The following is an 18,006-nucleotide window of genomic DNA, read 5'->3' as shown; positions in this document are numbered from 1 at the left end:
AAAAATGAAAAAGTTAACTATTGGCTTAATTGGCAATCCTAATTCCGGCAAGACTACGCTTTTTAACCAGCTGACCGGGGCTCGCCAGCGCGTGGGCAACTGGGCGGGCGTAACGGTTGAACGTAAAGAGGGCCAGTTCACGACGACAGACAACCAGGTGACGCTGGTTGACCTTCCCGGTACCTACTCTTTAACCACCATTTCGTCGCAAACTTCGCTCGATGAGCAAATCGCCTGTCACTACATTCTTGGCGGCGACGCGGATCTGCTGATCAACGTGGTCGATGCCTCAAACCTCGAGCGTAACCTCTATCTGACGCTGCAGCTGCTGGAGCTGGGTATCCCCTGCATCGTGGCGCTCAACATGCTCGACATCGCAGAGAAACAAAAGCTGCGCATCGACGTTGATGCCCTCTCCGCGCGCCTCGGGTGCCCGGTCGTTCCGCTGGTCTCGACGCGCGCGCGCGGTATTGATGCGCTGAAGCTGGCCATTGACCGTCACGCGGGAAATCGCGACGTTGAGCTGGTGCATTACGCCCAGCCTCTCCTGCGCGAAGCCAACGTGCTGGCGCAGGAGATGGACAAAGCCATGCCTGCGAAACAGCGCCTGTGGCTTGGCCTGCAGATGCTGGAAGGGGATATCTACAGCCGCGCTTATGCCGGTCATGCGGCCGATAAGCTGGACGTGACGGTGGCCCGTCTTAGCGAAGAGCTGGACGACCCGGCGCTGCACATCGCCGATGCCCGTTACCAGGCTATCGCCTCGATCTGCGACGTGGTCAGTAACGCACTGACGGCAGAACCCAGCCGCTTTACGGCGGCGGTGGATAAGATTGTGCTCAACCGCTTCCTCGGTTTGCCCATCTTCCTGCTGGTGATGTACGTGATGTTCCTGCTCGCCATTAACATCGGTGGCGCGCTGCAGCCGATTTTTGACGCCGGTTCCGTCGCGGTCTTCGTGCACGGCATTCAGTGGGTGGGCTACACCCTGCACTTCCCCGAATGGCTCACCATCTTCCTCGCGCAGGGGATCGGCGGCGGTATCAATACCGTTCTGCCGCTGGTGCCGCAGATCGGCATGATGTACCTGTTCCTCTCGTTCCTGGAAGATTCCGGCTACATGGCGCGCGCGGCGTTCGTGATGGATCGTCTGATGCAGGCGCTGGGCCTGCCGGGCAAATCCTTCGTCCCGCTGATCGTCGGCTTCGGCTGTAACGTGCCGTCGGTGATGGGCGCGCGCACGCTGGATGCACCGCGCGAGCGTCTGATGACCATCATGATGGCGCCGTTTATGTCCTGCGGTGCCCGACTGGCGATCTTTGCGGTCTTTGCGGCAGCCTTCTTTGGCCAGCAGGGCGCGCTGGCGGTCTTCTCGCTGTATGTCCTGGGCATCGTGATGGCGATCCTGACCGGCTTAATGCTGAAACACACCATCATGCGCGGTGAAGCGTCACCGTTCGTGATGGAGCTGCCGGTGTACCACGTCCCTCATCTGAAAAGCCTGGCGATCCAGACCTGGCAGCGCCTGAAAGGCTTCGTCCTGCGCGCCGGTAAGGTGATTGTCATCGTCAGCGTTTTCCTGAGCGCGCTGAACAGCTTTACCCTGAGTGGACAGGCAGCGGATAACATTAACGACTCTGCCCTCGCCTCCGTCAGCCGCGTCATCACGCCGGTCTTCAAACCGATTGGCGTGCATGAGGATAACTGGCAGGCAACCGTCGGGCTGTTTACCGGCGCGATGGCAAAAGAGGTGGTTGTCGGTACCCTGAACACGCTCTACACCGCCGAGAACATTCAGGAGCAGGAATTTAACCCGGCGGAGTTTCACCTCGGTGACGAACTGCTGGGTGCCGTAGAGGAAACCTGGCAGAGCCTGAAGGACACCTTCAGCCTGAGCGTGCTGGCGAACCCGATTGAGGCGAGCAAAGGCGACGGCGAGATGGCGACCGGTGCCATGGGCGTGATGGGCGAGAAGTTTGGCAGCGCGTCCGCGGCCTACAGCTACCTCATCTTCGTTCTGCTCTATATTCCATGCATCTCCGTGATGGGGGCGATTGCCCGCGAGTCCAGCCGCGGCTGGATGGGCTTCTCCATCCTGTGGGGATTAAACATCGCGTATTCGCTGGCAACGCTGTTTTATCAAACCGTCAATTTCAGCCAGCACCCGCGCTACAGCCTGGTCTGCATTCTCGCGGTTGTGCTGTTTAACGTGATCGTTCTCGGCCTGCTGCGGCGGGCACGCAGCCGCGTCGACATCGACCTGCTGGCAAACCGTAAAACCGCGGCGACCTGCTGCAACAGCCCGGCAGGCGACTGTCACTAAGGAGCACACCCCATGGCATCGTTGATTCAGGTTCGTGACCTGCTGGCACTGCAGGGGCGAATGGAGGCGAAACAGCTGAGCCTCAGCCTGCATACGCCGCAGCCGATGATCGACGCCATGCTGGAAAGACTGGAAGCCATGGGGAAAGCGGTGCGCATTCAGGAAGAGCCGGACGGTTGTCTGTCCGGCAGCTGTAAACATTGCCCGGAAGGAAAAGCCTGCCTCAGGGAGTGGTGGGCACTGCGCGAATAAAGGCGGACAGCGCCGAACAAAACTCGCCAGGATGTGAGATAAATGGCGCGTGTGCCGCTTTAGCGACCACCATTGATTGGCTTTCCGGCCACAGGTTATCCAGCAGTGGAACCACCTTACGCGGAACCAGTCCGTCCAGATAGCCATACATACGCAGGTGCGGAAGCGCCAGCGACGCCATCGGTTCACGCAGATCGATCGTCTTGAGTATCTCAAGCCCCCCGTTAAGCACCTCGACGTCAGGCATCGGCAGCGACAGCACGGTCTGCTTCAGCGTGCGCGCGTCCTGACGCGCGGTTTCTGTACCCATCGTCTGCAGCGCGAGAAAACGCTCCACCGTCCGCTGGAAATCGTCGCTTAGCTGCTGCTGGAATCCTGCCAGCACTTCAGGCTTGATCCCCGGCCACGCGTCCTGCGCGCTAAAGCAGGGTGACGAGGCAACGGTAACCAGCGCGCTCACGCGCCCGGGGTTATCCAACGCAATCTTGCTTGCCACCAGCCCGCCCAGGCTCCAGCCCAGCCAGACAGCGTTTTGCGGCGCGGCGTCCAGAACCTGCTGCGCCATCTCATCAAGCGACATCGCACCAAAGCCGCGGCTGCGGCCATAACCCGGCAAATCCACCAGATGCAGCGTAAATTGCGAGGCAAGCTCCTCGCTTACGCAACGCCACACTTCAGCATTCAGTCCCCATCCGTGCAGCAGCACAAGATGGCAATTTCCCGTTCCGACGGTCTGCCACCACAGCGTCTTCATCAGTTACTGTTCTCTTTTTCACATGGAGGTTGCACATGCTAACAGTACCTGGGTTGTGCTGGCTATGCCGAATGCCGCTGGCACTCAGCAGGTGGGGCATCTGCTCCGTCTGTACGCGATCGCTGCAATGGCGTATCGGGATCTGTCCACAATGTGGTTTACCGGCCACAAATCCCTCTTTGCCCTGTGGCCGGTGCCTGAAAAAATCCCCGCCGTGGAGCGCGCTGGTGGCGGTGGATGATTATGTTCCGCCGCTGAGCAGGCTGATTCACGCGCTGAAGTTTTCCGGTCAAAGTTCCCTGGCACAGCCCCTTGCGCGACTGCTACTGCTGGCGGTTTTGCAGGCGCGGCGCCACCGCGCATTGCCGAAAATCGACAGGGTGGTGAATGTCCCCCTCTACCGACGCCGCCACTGGCGACGCGGTTACAATCAGAGCGACCTGATCTGCCGTCCCCTCGCCCGGTGGCTTGGCTGTCAGTATGATGCCCGCGCGCTGACGCGTGTTCATGCCACCGCCATCCAGCATCAGCTCAGCGCCCGGCTTCGCAAAAGAAACCTCAAAAATGCCTTTCGCCTTGAATTGCCGGTCGACGGTCTCCATATCGCGATTGTGGATGATGTCGTCACCACAGGCAGTACCGTTGCTGAACTTTCCCGACTGCTTTTGCAAAGCGGCGCCGCGTCGGTTCAGGTATGGTGTCTGTGCCGTACCTTGTAGCCCTTCTTCAATGGGCGTATGATTATACCCAGGTAATTTAGTCAACTATTAGGCCAAAGCTATGATCCGTATTTCCGATTCTGCACAAGCGCACTTTGCCAAACTGCTGGCAAATCAGGAAGAAGGGACGCAGATCCGTGTGTTTGTGATCAATCCAGGCACGCCGAATGCAGAATGTGGTGTTTCTTATTGTCCTCCGGACGCCGTGGAAGCCACCGACACTGCCCTTAAATTTGAACAGCTCACCGCCTATGTTGATGAGCTGAGCGCACCGTATCTTGAAGATGCGGAGATCGACTTCGTCACCGATCAGCTGGGATCTCAGCTGACCCTGAAAGCGCCGAACGCGAAAATGCGTAAAGTGTCTGACGATGCCCCGCTGATGGAGCGCGTTGAGTATCTGCTGCAATCCCAGATTAACCCGCAGCTGGCTGGCCATGGCGGTCGTGTTTCCCTGATGGAAATCACCGATGAAGGTTTTGCCATTCTGCAGTTTGGCGGCGGCTGTAACGGCTGTTCAATGGTCGATGTCACCCTGAAAGAAGGGATCGAGAAGCAGCTGCTGAACGAGTTCCCGGAACTGAAAGGCGTGCGTGACCTGACCGAACACCAGCGCGGCGAGCACTCTTACTACTGATTCATTGCCCGTCTGTATTGCCCGGTGGCGCTGCGCTTACCGGGCCTACAAAACCCTGCTCCCCCTCTTCACTCCCCTCTATATGTTGACCTGCGTCTCATAATTCACATTTTGCCTTCCAGGGTGATTCTCAATCACGCCATGTTACCCGTATCATTCCCATGGGCACTAAGCACACTCATAACAGCCGACTAAACTTAATCGTTTAAAAGGCATCAGTATTAGTGCCGTTACTTCTCTGTTCCCAGTTGGGACAACCGGAATTTGTCGTTGAAACAATGACGTTACCCATAACAATTCAAAGGCCAGGTAAATCATGCCATTAGTCATCGTTGCTATCGGTGTTGTGTTATTACTGCTCTTGATGATCCGCTTCAAAATGAACGGATTTATCGCTCTGGTTCTGGTGGCACTTGCAGTCGGTCTGATGCAGGGGATGCCGCTGGTTAAAGTTATCAGCTCGATTAAAGCCGGTGTCGGCGGCACGCTCGGCAGCCTGGCGCTGATCATGGGCTTCGGCGCCATGCTCGGTAAAATGCTGGCGGACTGCGGTGGCGCCCAGCGTATTGCCACCACGCTTATCGACAAATTTGGTAAGAAGAACATTCAGTGGGCAGTGGTGTTAACCGGCTTTACCGTTGGTTTCGCGCTGTTCTATGAAGTAGGCTTCGTGCTGATGCTGCCGCTGGTGTTCACCATTGCGGCTGCCGCGAGCATCCCGCTGCTGTATGTCGGTGTGCCAATGGCCGCGGCGCTGTCCGTGACCCACGGCTTCCTGCCGCCGCACCCGGGCCCAACCGCTATCGCGACCATCTTCCACGCCGACATGGGTAAAACCCTGCTGTTCGGTACGATTCTGGCGATCCCAACGGTGATTCTGGCAGGCCCGGTTTATGCCCGCTTCCTGAAAGGCATTGATAAGCCGATTCCGGAAGGTCTGTACAGCGCCAAAACCTTCACCGAAGAAGAGATGCCTGGCTTTGGCGTCAGCGTCTGGACCTCTCTGGTACCGGTGATCCTGATGGCGATGCGCGCCGTGGCAGAGATGGTTCTGCCAAAAGGTCATGCGTTCCTGTCCGTTGCAGAATTCCTGGGTGACCCGGTGATGGCAACGCTGATTGCCGTGCTGATCGCGATGTTCACTTTCGGTCTGAACCGCGGCCGCTCCATGGATCAGATCAACGACACGCTGACCTCTTCCATCAAAATCATTGCCATGATGCTGCTGATCATCGGCGGTGGCGGTGCGTTCAAACAGGTTCTGGTCGACAGCGGCGTGGACAAATACATCGCTGCCATGATGCATGAAACCAACGTGTCGCCGCTCCTGATGGCCTGGTCTATTGCCGCGGTTCTGCGTATTGCGCTGGGTTCTGCGACCGTTGCAGCGATCACCGCAGGCGGCATCGTTGCGCCGCTGATTGCCACCACGGGCGTGAGCCCTGAGCTGATGGTTATCGCCGTCGGTTCCGGTAGCGTGATTTTCTCTCACGTAAACGATCCGGGCTTCTGGCTGTTCAAGGAGTACTTCAACCTGACGATCGGTGAAACCATCAAGTCCTGGTCCGCGCTGGAAACCATTATTTCGGTGTGCGGTCTGGTCGGGGTGCTGCTGCTGAATATGGTGGTCTGATGCCCTAAGTCGGGTGGCGGCTACGCCTTACCCGACCTACATGAGCACCACCTGATAATAAAAAACCCGCCACTGGCGGGTTTTTTATTACTTCTTACCAGCAGCTTTTCGCCGCTTATCCAAATCCTTAATCAGCCTGTTCACCCCGTCATCGGCAAACATCGCCTCAAGCGTGGTGGACAGCTTGCGACGCCAGTTCTTGTACTGATAGCTGGTACCCGGAATGTTCACCGGCTCCGCCATATCAATCCAGTCTTCCGGCTGCAGGCCCAGCAGCGCACTGTTGCTGTCGGCAATATAGCGCTGCAAACCGCGGTTGAGTGTCGCAGTCATCGCCATCAGCGACGCTTTATGCCCGGCGCGCTTCGGCAGACAGCCATGCTTATGCAGCGCATCCAGCAGCCCCTGCTTGGAGAACTCGCGATCCTGATACAGGCCGCGTAACACCTCTTCGTCAGGATACAGGCCCAGCGTTTTGCCAAGGGTCAGATCGCCGCTTTCCCAATAGCCACGAAGCGTAGGAAGGTCATGCGTCGTCGCGACTGCCATTGACTGTTCAGGGTACGCTTGCGGCGCGCGGAAGGTTTTCTCATGGTCGTTTTCAAAATAGAGCACTTTATAGGAGTAGACGCCGCTGTCGCGGAGCTTGCTGACAATCTCCACCGGCACGGTACCGAGATCTTCACCGATCACCATGCACTGGTGACGCTTGCTTTCCAGGGCCAGGATCGACAGCAGAACGTCAACCGGATACTGCACGTATGCCCCGTGATCCGCCGTTTCACCGTACGGGATCCACCACAGGCGCAGCACGGACATCACGTGGTCGATACGCAGCGCCCCGCAGTTCTGCATGTTCGCGCGCAGCAGGTCGATAAACGGCTCGTAGGCGCGCGCCGCCATGACGTGTGGATCCATCGGCGGTAAGCCCCAGTTCTGGCCGAGCGGCCCCAGGATATCCGGTGGCGCGCCGACGGAGGCCTTCAGGCAGTAGAGTTCACGGTCGCACCAGGTTTCCGCGCCGCCCTCTGCCACTCCGACGGCCAGATCGCGGTACAGGCCAATCGGCATTTTATAGCCCTGGCTCACCTGCCAGCAGGCGGCAAACTGGCTGTACGCCAGCCACTGCAGCCACAGGTAGAAGTCCACTTCATCAGCATATTTTTTACAGAACGCTTTCACTTCCGGCGTGTCGACGGATTGATACGCTTCAGGCCAGACCGGCCAGCCCCAGCGCATTTCGTCCTCTTTCACCTGATACGCGTGCAGCGCATCGAACGCCGCCTGCCAGTACAGGCTCTCGCCCTCCTGCGTCACGAACTGGCGGAACGCCGCCATCTGCTCGTCATCGCGCTGCGAAAAGCCTTTCCACGCCAGACGCAGCGCGGCCATTTTCAGCGCCGTGACGGTGGAATAGTCCACCCAGTCGGCTTCGCGCGCCTGCTTCAGCGCCTGCTGCGTGGTACTGAGTTTCCACCAGGCCTGCGCCTCTTTGCTGTTTTTGAAATCATCTAAGGCGTTAACGTCGATATAAATCACGTTCAGCCAGCGACGGGAGGACGGGCTGTACGGGCTGGCGCTCTCCGGGTTGGCCGGATAGAGGGCGTGGATCGGGTTGAGGCCGATGAACGCGCCGCCGCGCTCGCCCACGGATGCCAGCATGTTCTTCAGATCGCCAAAATCACCGATCCCCCAGTTGCTGTCGGAGCGCAGCGTGTAGAGCTGCACGCAGGCGCCCCACAGCTTTTTCCCTTCGAGCAGCGCCTGCGGCTCGTAGCAGCGTTTTGGCGCGACGATCACCCGGCAGTGGAAACGCCGATCGTCCTGGGTGAGCGTCAGGGTGTGGTAGCCCTCCGGCAGCTTCGCCGGAAGGTTAAGGGTTTTGCCGCCGGTGGCGTGGCCTTTGTGCTGATGCCCCTCTTCGGTCGTGAGCAGCCAGCTAAACTCGCCGCACCCTTCCACCGCGAGCGGCATCTTTTTACCTGCGGTGAATACCTTCACGTTCGGCACCGGCGCAGCCGACGCTTTCGCGTCGGTTTTGTGCATGGCATCCAGCAAACGTCTTTTGGTGTCGGCGCCAATAGACTGTGGTTTGCCGTGAGCATTAATGTAACTGAGGCTAATTCCCGCCGCCTGCGCGGCACTGTCCAGACGTTTACTCTCCATCGCGCTTCCTTAGCGTTTTGCCTGCCAGATACGGGCCTGATAATCACGGATTGAGCGGTCAGAGCTGAACATGCCGCAGCGGGCGGTGTTCAGGATGCACGCGCGGGTCCACGCGTCCTGGTCGCGATACAGCACGTCGACCTGTTTTTGCGCTTCAACGTAGGCCGTGAAGTCCGCCATCACCAGATACGGGTCACCGCCGTGTTTGTCCATGCTGTGCAGCATCTGGTCAAACGCGTGCTTGTCGCCGTCGCTGTATTTGCCGCTCTCCAGCTCCTTCAGCACCGCGTCCAGCACTTTGTCTTTCTTACGCCATTTCACCGGGTCGTAGCCTTTGGCCTTGATGGCTTTCACCTCTTCCACGGTATGACCGAAGATAAAGATATTCTCTTCGCCCACCTTCTCGGCGATTTCGACGTTCGCCCCGTCCAGCGTGCCGACGGTCAGCGCGCCGTTCAGCGCCAGCTTCATGTTGCCGGTACCGGAGGCTTCTTTTCCTGCGGTTGAGATCTGCTCGGAGATATCCGCCGCCGGGATCAGCATTTCAGCCGCCGAGACGCAGTAATCCGGCAGGAACACCACCTTCAGCTTGTCGCCCACGTTCGGATCGCTGTTGATCGCCTCCGCCACTTTATTGATGGCGAGGATAATGTTTTTCGCCAGGTAGTAGCCCGGCGCCGCCTTCGCGCCGAACAGGAACACGCGCGGCACGCGGTCAGCCTGCGGGTTCTCGCGGATCTCTTTGTACAGCGCCAGAATGTGCAGCAGGTTCAGGTGCTGACGTTTGTACTCGTGCAGGCGTTTGATCTGGATATCGAAAATCGCATTTGGGTTGATCTCAATCCCGGTGCGCGCTTTCACGAACGCCGCCAGGCGAACTTTGTTCTCCAGCTTGATCGCGCGGTACTGTTCGCGGAATTTCGCGTCGTCAGCGTATTTTTCCAGGTTGATGAGCTGGTCCAGATCGTTCGCCCACTCTTTCTTCAGGGTCTTGTCCAGCAGGCCAGCCAGCAGCGGGTTGCACTGCTTGATCCAGCGACGCGGCGTAATGCCGTTGGTCACGTTGTGGAATTTGGTCGGCCACAGCTGGTGGTATTCCGGGAACAGATCTTTGACCACCAGATCCGAGTGCAGCGCCGCCACGCCGTTCACCGCAAAGCCGCTCACTACGCACATGTTCGCCATGCGTACCTGCTTATCGTGAACCACCGCCAGCTTCGCCCAGACCGCTTTGTTGCCCGGCCAGGTTTTATCCACCAGGGTTTTAAACTGGTCGTTAATCTTGTTGATGATCTGCATATGGCGCGGCAGCAGCGCTTTCACCAGCTTCTCATCCCAGCACTCAAGCGCTTCTGGCATCAGGGTGTGGTTGGTGTAGGCAAAGGTACGGCTGGTGATGGCCCAGGCGTCGTCCCAGCTCAGCTGATGCTCGTCAATCAGCACGCGCAGCAGTTCCGGGATGGCAATGGTCGGGTGCGTGTCGTTGAGCTGAATGACTTCGAAGTCCGGCAGCTGCGCCAGCTTGCGGCCCGCCAGGTGATGGCGACGCAGAATGTCCGCCACGGAGCAAGCGCACTGGAAGTACTGCTGCATCAGGCGCAGCTTTTTACCGGCCAGGTGGTTGTCGTTCGGGTAGAGAACTTTGGTCAGCTTCTCGGCGTCGATGCCCTGCTGCTCGGCACGCAGGAAATCGCCGTCGTTAAATTTGGTCAGGTTAAACGGATGGGCGTGCTTCGCCTGCCACAGACGCAGCGGCTGCGCCACGCCGTTACGGTAGCCAAGCACCGGCAGATCCCAGGCTTCGCCGGTAATGGTGAACGCAGGTTCCCAGAGGCCTTGTTTCGTCACTTTCCCGCCAATGCCAACCTGCACGTCCAGCTGCGCGTTATGGCGGAACCACGGGTAGGTATTGCGATGCCAGTCGTCCGGCGCTTCCATCTGATGGCCGTCAGCGAAGGACTGACGGAACAGGCCGTACTGGTAGTTCAGACCGTAACCAATCGCCGACTGGCCGACGGTCGCCATGGAATCCAGGAAACAGGCCGCCAGACGCCCCAGGCCACCGTTGCCCAGCGCCGGGTCAATCTCTTCTTCCAGCAGATCGGTCAGGTTAATGTCGTGTTCTTTAAGAACGTCACCCACCTCCTGATACCAGCCGAGGTTCAACAGGTTGTTGCCCGTCAGACGGCCAATCAGGAACTCCATTGAAATGTAGTTTACATGGCGCTGCCCGTTTGCCGGTTTTGCCAGAGGTTGAGCATCCAGCTGCTCTGCGAGCGCACCGCTCACTGCCTGCCACCACTGGTGAGGCGTCATCTCGTTTGCAGCATGAAGGCCAAAACGCTGCCACTGACGCGTCAGGGCAGCCTGGAATTGAGCTTTGTTGAAGGTAGGCTGTGACATAGGGGATCGGCATCCTTTAGAAAGAAAACACAAGTTGGCGCTAGTGTGCCTGGCTCATTTCACCTCTTCCTCCTCCCGTAGGGGATTAGACAGGGAGGAGTAGCGGGGATGAGCAGAAAAGTGTGATCAAGGCCACTCTCAGAGCATAGTTCGAGTGTGCCCGGAAGATAAAAAAGTAACCGAGGAGAATGTCAAAGAAATGAAATGCAGTTTCGGATGAAATTAAACCCTGCCGAAATAATTACTTACCTGGAATAATATTTTTGCAACAGGATGTCATGACGATGAAAGGTATTATTCTCGCTGAACTTTACCCACACTTTATTAAATTTGACGTCACTATCCCTTCCTGAAACCAGTTTCAGCGCAGCCGCAGCACAACCATACAAGCCAGCATTGACGCGGCATTAAAGCCCTTTCCAGAAAGTTCCATCATCTGCCTGAATGTTTTGTGACAGAGTGCAAATTCAGAGCCACCAAATCCAGACATAACTTGCAATAGTTCTCTTTCTGACCGACCTTATATCGTATTAATTACGAAGCGCAAAAAAAATAAAATCTCTCGTTCCCCAAAGTGAAGTGAAACCTATGTTGATTCCGTCTAAATTAAGTCGCCCGGTTCGTCTTGACCATACAGTGGTCCGCGAGCGTCTGTTGGCTAAACTTTCCGGCGCGCATAATTTCCGACTGGCGCTGGTTACGAGCCCTGCAGGTTATGGAAAAACAACGCTCATCTCGCAATGGGCCGCAGGTAAGAGCGATCTTGGCTGGTACTCCCTTGATGAGGGCGATAACCAGCAAGAACGTTTTGCCAGCTATCTGATTGCCGCCATACAGCAAGCCACCCATGGACACTGCGTCGCCAGTGAGGTGATGGTGCAAAAGCGCCAGTACGCCAGCCTGTCCTCCCTTTTCTCTCAGCTGTTTATCGAACTGGCTGAATGGCATCGCCCGCTTTACGTGGTGATTGATGATTACCATCTCATCACTAACCCGGTGATTCATGAATCGATGCGTTTCTTCCTGCGCCATCAGCCGGAAAACCTGACGTTAGTGGTGCTGTCACGCAACCTGCCGCAGTTGGGTATTGCCAACCTGCGCGTGCGCGATCAGCTTCTGGAAGTGGGTAGCCAACAGCTTGCTTTTACCCACCAGGAAGCGAAACAGTTCTTCGACTGCCGCCTGAACTCACCGATTGAGGCCGCCGAAAGCAGCCGTCTGTGTGATGACGTCGCAGGCTGGGCCACGGCGCTGCAGCTGATTGCCCTCTCTGCCCGGCAAAACAACAGCCCGGCGCATCAGTCAGCGCGCCGCCTGGCCGGCATCAACGCCAGCCACCTCTCTGATTATCTGGTGGATGAGGTGCTGGACAGCGTCGATCCCTCGACGCGTAATTTCCTGCTGAAAAGCTCGCTGCTGCGCTCCATGAACGATGCGCTGATCGTGCGGGTGACGGGCTGTGAAAACGGTCAGCTTCAGCTCGAAGAGATTGAACGTCAGGGCCTTTTCCTGACGCGCATGGACGATCCCGGCGAGTGGTTTAGCTATCATCCGCTGTTTGGTAGCTTCCTGCGCCAGCGCTGTCAGTGGGAGCTGGCGGTTGAACTGCCGGAGATCCACCGCGCCGCTGCCGAAAGCTGGATGGCACAGGGCTTCCCGAGCGAGGCCATCCACCACGCGCTCGCCGCCGGGGATGCCAGCATGCTGCGCGATATCCTCCTCAATCATGCGTGGGGCCTGTTTAACCACAGCGAGCTGACCCTGCTGGAAGAGTCCCTCAAAGCCCTGCCGTGGGAAAGCCTGCTGGAGAATCCGCGTCTGGTGCTGCTGCAGGCCTGGCTGATGCAGAGCCAGCATCGCTACAGCGAAGTGAACACCCTGCTGGCGCGCGCCGAGCAGGAGATGGAAAGCGAGATGGATACCACCCTGCACGGCGAGTTCAACGCGCTGCGCGCTCAGGTGGCCATTAACGATGGCGACCCGGACGAAGCGGAACGGCTGGCAATGGTCGCGCTGGATGAACTGCCGCTGGCCAACTTCTACAGCCGCATCGTGGCGACCTCCGTACACGGCGAAGTGCTGCACTGCAAAGGCGATCTCACGCGCTCGCTTTCACTGATGCAGCAAACCGAACAGATGGCGCGTCGTCATGATGTCTGGCACTACGCGCTGTGGAGCCTGATCCAGCAGAGCGAGATTTTATTCGCGCAGGGGTTCCTGCAGGCCGCCTGGGAAAACCAGGAGAAAGCGTTCCAGCTGATTCGCGAGCAGCATCTGGAACAGCTGCCGATGCACGAGTTCCTGCTGCGTATTCGCGCTCAATTACTGTGGGCATGGTCGCGTCTGGATGAAGCAGAAAGCTGCGCCCGCCAGGGTGTGGATGTTCTTTCCAGTTTCCAGCCTCAGCAGCAGCTGCAGTGCCTGGTGCTGCTGGTGCAGTGCTCGCTGGCGCGCGGCGATCTCGATAACGCCCGCAACCATCTTAACCGCCTGGAAAACCTGCTCGGCAACGGCCAGTATCATAGCGACTGGGTGTCAAACGCCGACAAGGTCCGGGTGATTTACTGGCAGATGACCGGCGATAAAAAATCCGCCGCCAACTGGCTGCGTCAGACGCCAAAACCGGAATTTGCCAACAACCACTTCCTGCAGAGCCAGTGGCGCAACATTGCCCGCGCGCAGATCCTGCTGGGTGAATTAGAGCCCGCTGAGATTGTGCTGGAAGAGCTGAACGAGAACGCGCGCAGCCTGCGCCTGATGAGCGACCTGAATCGCAACCTGCTGCTGCAAAATCAGCTCTACTGGCAGGCGGGCCGTAAAAACGATGCCCAGCGCGTGCTGCTGGAGGCGCTACAGCTGGCTAACCGCACCGGGTTTATCAGCCACTTTGTGATTGAAGGGGAAGTGATGGCCCAGCAGCTGCGTCAGCTTATTCAGCTCAACACGCTGCCGGAGCTGGATCAGCATCGCGCCCAGCGCATTCTGCGCGAGATTAACCAGCATCATCGCCACAAGTTTGCGCATTTCGATGAGAACTTCGTTGAACGTCTGCTGAACCACCCGGAAGTGCCGGAGCTTATCCGCACCAGTCCGCTTACCCAGCGCGAATGGCAGGTTCTGGGGCTGATCTATTCAGGCTACAGCAACGAGCAGATTGCCGGCGAGCTGGCGGTGGCGGCGACCACCATCAAAACGCATATCCGCAACCTGTACCAGAAGCTGGGCGTGGCGCATCGACAGGATGCGGTGCAGCATGCGCAGCAGCTGTTGAAGATGATGGGGTACGGCGTTTAGTTTTGTGCGGTCTGATGCCCTCTCCCACAGGAAGAGGGAAAACAATTTGTAGGTCGGGTAAGCGCAGCGCCACCCGACACAACCGTTAGCACAGTTCCAGCTGCAAATTATTATCTTTAATCACCTGCATCACGCCCGCTGGCGGCATCACGTCGGTATAGACCGCATCCACCATGCTGATGCTGCCCATGTTCACCATCGCGTTACGGCCAAACTTCGAGTGATCCACCACCAGCATCACGTGGCGTGAGTTTTCAATGATCGCGCGCTTGGTGCGCACCTCGTGGTAATCAAACTCCAGCAGCGAACCGTCGCTGTCGATGCCGCTGATGCCCAGAATGCCGAAGTCGAGGCGGAACTGAGAGATAAAGTCGAGGGTCGCTTCACCGATAATCCCGCCGTCGCGGCTGCGTAGCTCGCCGCCCGCGAGGATGATGCGGAAATCGTCTTTTTGCATCAGGGTATTGGCGACGTTCAGGTTGTTGGTGACCACGCGCAGGTTCTCGTGATCCAGCAGCGCATGGGCGACCGCTTCCGGCGTGGTGCCGATATCAATAAACAGCGTCGCCCCGTTCGGGATCTGACTGGCGACCTTGCGTGCAATGCGCTCTTTCTCCGCCGTCTGCGTCGCTTTTCGGTCGTGCCAGGAGGTGTTGACCGAGCTGGACGGCAGCGCCGCGCCGCCGTGGTGGCGAAGAATACGGTTCTGATCGGCCAGGTCGTTCAGGTCACGACGGATGGTTTGTGGGCTGACGGCAAACTGCTCCACCAGCTCTTCGGTGCTGACGTATCCCTGTTTTTTTACCAGTTCGATAATGGCGTCATGACGTTGTGTTTGTTTCATCAATTATCCCTGAGAATTATGTTCGTTTTCGCGCATGGAGCGTGTCGGCAATGGCCATCGCCAGCCCCACGGCCAGCCCGGCGACGTGCGCACCGTTGGCGATAGACATACCAAACAGATCAAACCATCCGGCAATTAGCCATATTAACGCAAAGGTTATCAATCCGCGTTGCAGATAGATGCCGCTTTGCGGATCGCGCTCCCCGCGAAGCCAGACGTAGCCCATCAGGGCATAGACGACACCCGACAGCCCGCCAAACCACGGGCCGCTGAACTTGTGCTGTACGTAGCCGCTCAACAGGGCGCTGATGATGGTGATAACGATCAGCTTGCCGCTGCCCAGACGCTTTTCAACGGCACCGCCGAGATACCACCACCAGAGCAGGTTAAAGAGGATATGCATCACCGAGAAGTGCATCAGCGCGTGGCTAAAGTAGCGCCATACGTCAAACTCAAGCGACGGATCATAGGGCCACGCCAGGGCAATCATCACGCTCTGGTCGCCGACCACGTTCATGATAATAAAGACGATGATGCAGGCCGCCATCAGCAGCAGCGTAAACGGGCCCGCGCGCTCGCGAAGGGTGGCAAGGAAGGGAAAGCGGCTGTAGTGCAATCCGCTGCCGGTCTGGCCGGATTGCCAGCTGGCCGCGAGATAGCGCGGGTCGCCAGGGTTCTCAAGAAAACGCGCCAGCTCCTCGTTTACCCGCCCGGCCTGGCTCTCATCGGCCAGCCAGACGTCGGTCTGCGTATGTTGCTGAATAGTAAGAATAACGCCCTGCGTCGCCATATAGTCGACAAACGCCTGGGCGACGCGCGGGTTGGTAAAAGAGGTGATCATCAACATGGGCAGCGGTCGCTTATTTCCACACAAAAGGGGACAGTATAGCGGGATCAGCGCTCAAACGCGTATTCCACTTCCGCCGGGAAATGACGATGCCAGGCATCGAAACCGCCGTCGACGCTGTAAACCGCGTCGTAACCCTGCTGAAGCAGATACTGCGCCGCGCCTTTGCTGCTGTTGCCGTGGTAGCACATGACCATCACCGGCGTGTCGAAGTCGTTATCGCGCATAAACGCGCCCAGCGTGTCGTTGGTAAGATGAAACGCGCCCGGCGTATGGCCCATCGCAAAACTCTGCGGATCGCGGATGTCCACCAGCACCGCTTTTCCCTGGTGCATCTTCTGGTGGGCTTCTTCTACGTTAATACATTCAAACTGATCCATGGTGTTCTCTTAACAGTGGTCAACGACAAGATTTTACCCCGTAGTGTACGTCCTGGCGGCGGGTAAACGCCATTATGTTATCCATATCACTCTAAATTGTTTTTTTGATGTTACCAAAAGCGCGTTCCTTTGCTATTATGAGCGATATCGAACATTTCTGAGCTTTAACGAAAGTGCATGAGGGTGTTATGGAAACCAAAGATCTGATTGTGATAGGCGGTGGCATCAACGGTGCCGGTATTGCGGTCGATGCCGCAGGACGCGGTTTATCCGTACTGATGCTGGAAGCTAACGATCTCGCCTGCGCGACGTCGTCCGCCAGCTCCAAACTGATTCACGGTGGCCTGCGCTACCTGGAACACTACGAATTCCGCCTGGTCAGCGAAGCGCTGGCCGAACGTGAAGTGCTGCTGAAAATGGCCCCGCATCTGGCGATTCCGATGCGCTTCCGCCTGCCCCATCGCCCGCATCTGCGTCCGGCGTGGATGATCCGAATTGGTCTGTTTATGTACGATCATCTGGGTAAACGCACCAGCCTCCCGGGTTCGAAAGGGTTGCGTTTTGGCTCAGAATCGGTCCTTAAGCCAGAAATTGTGCGCGGATTCGAATATTCCGACTGCTGGGTGGACGATGCCCGCCTGGTGCTGGCGAACGCGCAGATGGTTGAGAAGAAAGGCGGCGAGGTAAAAACCCGCACCCGCGCGACCGCTGCCCGTCGTGAAAACGGCCTGTGGATTGTCGAAGCGGAAGATATCGATACCGGCGAGAAGTTCAGCTGGAAAGCGCGCGGCCTGGTGAACGCCACCGGCCCGTGGGTGAAGCAGTTCTTTGACGACGGCATGCATCTGCCATCCCCGTACGGCATCCGCCTGATCAAGGGCAGCCACATTGTGGTGCCGCGCGTGCATACCCAGAAGCAGGCGTACATCCTGCAGAACGAAGACAAGCGCATCGTGTTCGTCATCCCGTGGATGGACGAATTCTCGATCATCGGTACCACCGACGTGGAGTACAAAGGCGATCCGAAGAACGTTGAGATCGACGAGAGCGAAGTGAACTACCTGCTTAAAGTGTATAACGCGCACTTTAAGAAACAGCTGTCGCGCGACGACGTGGTCTGGACCTACTCCGGCGTGCGTCCGCTGTGCGATGACGAATCCGACTCACCGCAGGCCATCACCCGCGACTATACGCTCGATATTCACGACGTTGACGGTCAGGCGCCGCTGCTCTCCGTATTTGGCGGTAAGCTCACCACCTACCGCAAGCTGGCCGAGCACGCGCTGGAAAAACTGGCGCCGTACTACAAAGGCATTGGCCCGGCATGGACCAAAGGTGCGGTACTGCCCGGCGGTGATATCGGCGATAACCGCGATGATTACGCCGCGAAGCTGCGCCGTCGCTTCCCGTTCATCACCGAAGGGATGGCGCGCCACTATGCCCGCACCTACGGCAGCAATACCGAGCTGATCCTGGGTGATGCAAAAGAGATTGCCGATCTGGGCGAGCATTTCGGCCACGAGCTGTACGAAGCCGAGCTGCGTTATCTGGTTGAGCACGAGTGGGTGCGTCGTCTGGATGATGCTATCTGGCGCCGTACCAAAGAAGGGATGTGGCTCAACGCCGAACAGCAGTCTCGCGTGGCGCAGTGGTTGCTGCAACATGCGGCGAAACGTGAGCTGTCGCTGGCGTCTTAATTCAAAAAAGCCGGGTGGCGGCTCCGCCTTACCCGGCCTACTCTATCCCGTAGGCCC

At 57.9% G+C, this 18,006-nt stretch carries 13 protein-coding genes; 7 read left to right on the top strand and 6 right to left on the bottom strand.

The genetic code is table 11. The annotated features are described in order from the left end of the window. Positions 1-4: 4 nt before the first annotated feature. Together feoB and feoC are read left to right on the top strand one after the other, a co-directional pair. Complete coding sequence (feoB, locus tag ACVCAM_RS18165; RefSeq protein ID WP_407223724.1) at positions 5-2,323, top strand: Fe(2+) transporter permease subunit FeoB; 2,319 nt, start codon at positions 5-7, stop codon at positions 2,321-2,323. Between the two features lie 12 nt (positions 2,324-2,335). Further along, positions 2,336-2,575, top strand: coding sequence for a [Fe-S]-dependent transcriptional repressor FeoC (gene feoC / locus ACVCAM_RS18160; RefSeq protein ID WP_008503052.1), 240 nt, complete (start codon positions 2,336-2,338; stop codon positions 2,573-2,575). Here the strand turns inward: feoC and bioH are convergent. Beyond that, on the bottom strand, positions 2,547-3,329 hold the full coding sequence (gene bioH, locus ACVCAM_RS18155; protein WP_407223725.1) for a pimeloyl-ACP methyl ester esterase BioH: 783 nt from the start codon (positions 3,327-3,329) through the stop codon (positions 2,547-2,549). The two genes, feoC and bioH, sit on opposite strands and share 29 nt — an antisense overlap. Before the next feature lie 35 nt (positions 3,330-3,364). On the opposite strand from bioH, the gene gntX reads away from it, so the two are divergent. The 3 genes from gntX (at position 3,365) to gntT (ending at position 6,318) form a co-directional block, all read left to right on the top strand. Further along, positions 3,365-4,048: a DNA utilization protein GntX gene (gntX, locus tag ACVCAM_RS18150; protein WP_023294725.1), complete on the top strand. Its 684-nt coding sequence runs from the start codon at positions 3,365-3,367 to the stop codon at positions 4,046-4,048. A gap of 61 nt (positions 4,049-4,109) precedes the next feature. After that, the gene (gene nfuA, locus ACVCAM_RS18145) at positions 4,110-4,685 is read left to right on the top strand and encodes a Fe-S biogenesis protein NfuA (RefSeq protein WP_008503055.1); all 576 of its coding nucleotides are present in this window, start codon (positions 4,110-4,112) and stop codon (positions 4,683-4,685) included. 316 nt (positions 4,686-5,001) lie between these two features. Further along, positions 5,002-6,318 carry a gluconate transporter gene (gntT, locus tag ACVCAM_RS18140; protein WP_013099097.1) on the top strand — a complete coding sequence of 439 codons (1,317 nt, stop codon included), beginning with the start codon at positions 5,002-5,004 and terminating at the stop codon, positions 6,316-6,318. An 87-nt stretch (positions 6,319-6,405) separates the two neighbouring features. Here gntT and malQ read toward each other — a convergent pair whose 3' ends face one another. Next, positions 6,406-8,484, bottom strand: a complete 2,079-nt coding sequence (gene malQ / locus ACVCAM_RS18135; protein WP_407223726.1) for a 4-alpha-glucanotransferase — start codon at positions 8,482-8,484, stop codon at positions 6,406-6,408. Between the two features lie 9 nt (positions 8,485-8,493). After that, positions 8,494-10,887, bottom strand: a complete 2,394-nt coding sequence (gene malP, locus ACVCAM_RS18130) for a maltodextrin phosphorylase (protein WP_025910288.1) — start codon at positions 10,885-10,887, stop codon at positions 8,494-8,496. A 588-nt stretch (positions 10,888-11,475) separates the two neighbouring features. Here malP and malT point away from each other — a divergent pair. Continuing rightward, positions 11,476-14,181: an HTH-type transcriptional regulator MalT gene (malT, locus tag ACVCAM_RS18125; protein WP_407223728.1), complete on the top strand. Its 2,706-nt coding sequence runs from the start codon at positions 11,476-11,478 to the stop codon at positions 14,179-14,181. A gap of 85 nt (positions 14,182-14,266) precedes the next feature. Here malT and ACVCAM_RS18120 read toward each other — a convergent pair whose 3' ends face one another. Genes ACVCAM_RS18120 through glpE form a run of 3 tightly spaced genes read right to left on the bottom strand, consistent with a single transcriptional unit; the run spans position 14,267 to position 16,252 of the window. Beyond that, a complete protein-coding gene (locus ACVCAM_RS18120; protein WP_008503060.1) occupies positions 14,267-15,025 on the bottom strand; it encodes a DeoR/GlpR family transcriptional regulator in 759 nt (252 codons plus the stop codon). Positions 15,026-15,041: 16 nt separating this feature from the next. Continuing rightward, complete coding sequence (gene glpG / locus ACVCAM_RS18115; RefSeq protein ID WP_063453584.1) at positions 15,042-15,872, bottom strand: rhomboid family intramembrane serine protease GlpG; 831 nt, start codon at positions 15,870-15,872, stop codon at positions 15,042-15,044. A gap of 47 nt (positions 15,873-15,919) precedes the next feature. After that, positions 15,920-16,252, bottom strand: a complete 333-nt coding sequence (glpE, locus tag ACVCAM_RS18110; protein ID WP_008503062.1) for a thiosulfate sulfurtransferase GlpE — start codon at positions 16,250-16,252, stop codon at positions 15,920-15,922. A gap of 188 nt (positions 16,253-16,440) precedes the next feature. Here glpE and glpD point away from each other — a divergent pair, with 188 nt between their 5' ends. Then, positions 16,441-17,949 carry a glycerol-3-phosphate dehydrogenase gene (gene glpD / locus ACVCAM_RS18105; protein ID WP_021242183.1) on the top strand — a complete coding sequence of 503 codons (1,509 nt, stop codon included), beginning with the start codon at positions 16,441-16,443 and terminating at the stop codon, positions 17,947-17,949. Positions 17,950-18,006 lie beyond the last annotated feature (57 nt).

The organism is Enterobacter sp. CFEC122, from assembly GCF_052983755.1.
This window is presented reverse-complemented; position numbering and strand designations above follow the sequence as displayed.

Bases quoted from the DNA above. Each gene is read 5' to 3' on its own strand.
- feoB (WP_407223724.1), top strand. From the start codon at position 5: ATGAAAAAGTTAACTATTGGCTTAATTGGCAATCCTAATTCCGGCAAG.
- feoC (WP_008503052.1), top strand. From the start codon at position 2,336: ATGGCATCGTTGATTCAGGTTCGTGACCTGCTGGCACTGCAGGGGCGA.
- bioH (WP_407223725.1), bottom strand. From the start codon at position 3,329: ATGAAGACGCTGTGGTGGCAGACCGTCGGAACGGGAAATTGCCATCTT.
- gntX (WP_023294725.1), top strand. From the start codon at position 3,365: ATGCTAACAGTACCTGGGTTGTGCTGGCTATGCCGAATGCCGCTGGCA.
- nfuA (WP_008503055.1), top strand. From the start codon at position 4,110: ATGATCCGTATTTCCGATTCTGCACAAGCGCACTTTGCCAAACTGCTG.
- gntT (WP_013099097.1), top strand. From the start codon at position 5,002: ATGCCATTAGTCATCGTTGCTATCGGTGTTGTGTTATTACTGCTCTTG.
- malQ (WP_407223726.1), bottom strand. From the start codon at position 8,484: ATGGAGAGTAAACGTCTGGACAGTGCCGCGCAGGCGGCGGGAATTAGC.
- malP (WP_025910288.1), bottom strand. From the start codon at position 10,887: ATGTCACAGCCTACCTTCAACAAAGCTCAATTCCAGGCTGCCCTGACG.
- malT (WP_407223728.1), top strand. From the start codon at position 11,476: ATGTTGATTCCGTCTAAATTAAGTCGCCCGGTTCGTCTTGACCATACA.
- ACVCAM_RS18120 (WP_008503060.1), bottom strand. From the start codon at position 15,025: ATGAAACAAACACAACGTCATGACGCCATTATCGAACTGGTAAAAAAA.
- glpG (WP_063453584.1), bottom strand. From the start codon at position 15,872: ATGTTGATGATCACCTCTTTTACCAACCCGCGCGTCGCCCAGGCGTTT.
- glpE (WP_008503062.1), bottom strand. From the start codon at position 16,252: ATGGATCAGTTTGAATGTATTAACGTAGAAGAAGCCCACCAGAAGATG.
- glpD (WP_021242183.1), top strand. From the start codon at position 16,441: ATGGAAACCAAAGATCTGATTGTGATAGGCGGTGGCATCAACGGTGCC.